This window comes from Bradyrhizobium sp. P5_C11_2, assembly GCF_054049755.1.
Window position 1 is genome coordinate 1 of sequence record NZ_JBFULT010000801.1, and the last position, 2,570, is coordinate 2,570.

General features: G+C 64.6%; 1 protein-coding gene. It reads left to right on the plus strand.

What is annotated here, in order from left to right; all coding sequences use genetic code 11:
- Window positions 1-830 precede the first annotated feature (830 nt).
- Window positions 831-2,495, plus strand: coding sequence for an acetolactate synthase large subunit (locus tag ACXJL8_RS38730; RefSeq protein ID WP_456622946.1), 1,665 nt, complete (start codon window positions 831-833; stop codon window positions 2,493-2,495).
- The last annotated feature ends 75 nt before the right edge of the window (window positions 2,496-2,570 follow it).

The window sequence follows — 2,570 nt, forward strand, 5'->3', positions numbered from 1 at the left end:
TTCGGAATTGGCGGATAGTGCGCGCACTCCGGCCCGAGGAAGAGGGGCGTATCGCGATCGTCACGACACGCGGGCCGGGCGGCGGTGGACGTGGGTCACATCGGCGCGAAAAGCTTCGCAGGGCGGGCAACCGTGAGCGAAACCATCGCGCACACGACCGGTGTGATCGGCGTACGGCCAAATCGTGTCGTCCTGGCGCCCGGGGTCTGTGCGCCAAGTCCTGTGGTGATGTGTGCTGCCCAACCGAGCGCGCGCATCAGCCATCCGCAGGGCGACGGGGGCAATAGTGCATCGCTCCCCGGGGAGAGCGCGACATAAGCCGTTCCAACCACTGCGCAGGGAAAGGCCGGGATGTCTCCGGTTGCCCTGTTTCCCGCTGTGCATCGTAGCGCAATCTACCTTGCGCATAGCGGATCAATAGGAGCCAGCCGGCTCCCGGTCTTCCCTGCGCCCTCTTTCATTTGCGAGGGTGAGGCGACGAYGCARARCTCGGGCGARGCAAGCCGCGAGGATGCGAGGCTGTGTCTGCAATGACGGTGTTGAAGCAGGTACGCACAATGCTCCTCCATCGTCGTCCTGGCGAAAGCCAGGACTCATTACCCCGGTCGGCGTTGTCAGCATTCGCTATGGCATCGTCCGCAAAACATCCCCCTATGGCAATGGGTCCTGGCTTTCGCCAGGACGACCAGTTGATGGAGCTTGCGTTCCAGCCAACTCGTCACTCCCGCGCCAACAGCGCCGCATTGTGAGTTGTGCCTGCGCCACATGCGGTTACCATGCGGCCGAAGGTCCTGCGAACACAGGGGCCGACATTGTGACGGGGAGGCGACATGAGCGCGCAGGAACGCAAGGCAAAGGGATCGGATCTGTTCGTCGCGGCGCTGGAGAACGAAGGCGTCGATCGCATCTTCGGCGTCCCCGGCGAGGAAAACCTCGACCTCGTGGAATCGCTGCGCACCTCCAGGATCGAACTGATCCTGACCCGCCACGAGCAGGCCGCGGCCTTCATGGCCGCCACGCATGGGCGGCTGACCGGCAAGCCCGGCGTCTGCTTGTCGACGCTCGGCCCCGGCGCGCTCAATTTGTCGACCGGAGCGGCCTACGCCCATCTCGGCGCGATGCCGATGATTCTGATCACGGGCCAGAAGCCGATCATGAGCAGCCGGCAGGCGCGCTTCCAGATCGTGGACGTGGTCGCGACCATGAAGCCGCTGACCAAGCTGTCGCGGCAGATCGTCAGCGCCTCCAGCATCCCGACTGTGGTCCGCGACGCCTTTCGCGTGGCGATGGAGGAGCGGCCGGGGCCGGTGCATCTCGAATTGCCCGAGGACATCGCGGGCGATGAAGTGCCCTTTACCCCCGTGATCCCGGTCCATCCGATCGAAATCCCGGTTGCCCATCGCGCCGCGCTCGACCGCGCCGCCGAGATGATTCTGGCCGCAAAGCGTCCGCTGGTGATGATGGGCGCGGCCACCAGCCGGCCACGGTCGACGCACGGCATCGCGAGCTTCGTGCGGCGCACCGGCATTCCGTTCTTCACCACGCAGATGGGCAAGGGCACGGTGCCCGGTGGCACCAATCTCTATATGGGCACCGCGGCGCTGTCCGAGCGCGACTATGTTCACGAGGCCATCGACGCCGCCGATCTGATCGTGGCGATCGGCCATGACCCGATCGAGAAGCCGCCCTTCATCATGGGTCCGTCGGGACCGAAGGTCATTCACGTCAGCTATACGTCGGCCAGCGTCGAGCAGGTCTATTTCCCGGATGCCGAGGTCGTCGGCGATGTCGGCCCCAGCCTGGAATTGCTCGCCGACCGGCTCGAAGGCAAGCTGCCGCAGGCCGCGGCGCTGTTGCCGCTGCGTGAAAAGATCCTCAGCCATATTGCCGACCGCGCCACCGAGGCGCGCTGGCCGCCGACGCCGCAGCGCATCGTGCATGACATCCGGCAGGTGATCCCGGAGAACGGCATCGTCGCGCTCGACAACGGCATGTACAAGATCTGGTTCGCGCGCAACTACCGCACCCGCGTCGCCAACACGCTGCTGCTCGACAACGCGCTGGCCACCATGGGCGCCGGCCTGCCGTCGGCGATGATGGCCGCGATGCTAAATCCGGACCGCCGCGTGCTCGCGGTCGCCGGCGACGGCGGCTTCATGATGAACAGCCAGGAGATGGAGACCGCCGTCCGCCTCAAGCTCAATCTCGTCGTGCTGGTGCTGGAGGACAATGCCTACGGCATGATCCGCTGGAAGCAGGCGGTCGATCACTTCGCCGATTTCGGCATGACCTTTGGCAATCCCGACTTCGTCCTGTATGCGAAGGCCTATGGCGCCAAGGGCCATCGGATCGAGAGCATCGACAGCTTCGGCCCGACGCTGGATGCGGCCTTCAAGGAGGGCGGCGTGCATCTGGTCGTGATCCCGATCGACTATTCTGAGAATGTGCGAGTACTTGTTGACGAGCTGCGGGCGCATGAGAAATCGAAGACGTAATTGATGGGGCGAAGCCATTTCCACATCGTCATTGCGAGCGCAGCGAAGCAATCCAGTCTGCCTCTGCGGAAAGAC

Coding starts and splice junctions, on each gene's coding strand:
- ACXJL8_RS38730 (WP_456622946.1), top strand. CDS start 831: ATGAGCGCGCAGGAACGCAAGGCAAAGGGATCGGATCTGTTCGTCGCG.